The 463-nt window shown below is 79.9% G+C and carries 1 pseudogene; it reads right to left on the bottom strand.

From position 1 onward, the window contains the following. Window positions 1-463 (bottom strand): annotated as a pseudogene (locus tag N866_RS11260) (thiamine pyrophosphate-binding protein); the annotation flags it as partial.

The raw sequence follows: 463 nt of genomic DNA, 5'->3' as shown, positions 1-463 counted from the left end.
CGGGCCGCCGCCGATCGCGGGTCGAGCCGCCCGTCCGGCGCCGTCCCGTCGCCGGGGTCGCGGCGCCGCGCGGCGACGACGTCGACCGACTCCCGCCACCCGCTGGGTGCGGCGCCGCTCGCGTCCAGCTCCCGCAGGACCGCCTCCGCGACCGCCGACACGTCCCCGCGCACGTACCCGCCGACGTGCGGGTGCGTGGCCGCGGGCGCGACGTCGACCTGGAACACCCGCGTCCCCGGCGCGAACAGCTCGCCGTGGCGCATCGTGAAGGGGTTGAGCGACGCCCCGAGCACGACGACGACGTCCGCCTCGCGGACCAGCGCCATCGCGCCCTCGGCCCCGAACCCGCCCGCGACGCCCAGGTCGAACTCCGCGCGCGGGAACACGCCCCGGCCGAGCGCCGTCGTCGTCGTGAGCGCGCCGGTCGCGTCGGCGAGCGCGCCGAGGGCCTTGCCCGCGTCCG

The sequence above is a fragment of the Actinotalea ferrariae CF5-4 genome (assembly GCF_000603945.1).
Classification (GTDB): Bacteria; Actinomycetota; Actinomycetes; order Actinomycetales; family Cellulomonadaceae; genus Actinotalea; species Actinotalea ferrariae.
The sequence above is the reverse complement of the archived record's forward strand: the minus strand, read 5'-3'. Positions and strand labels throughout refer to the sequence as shown.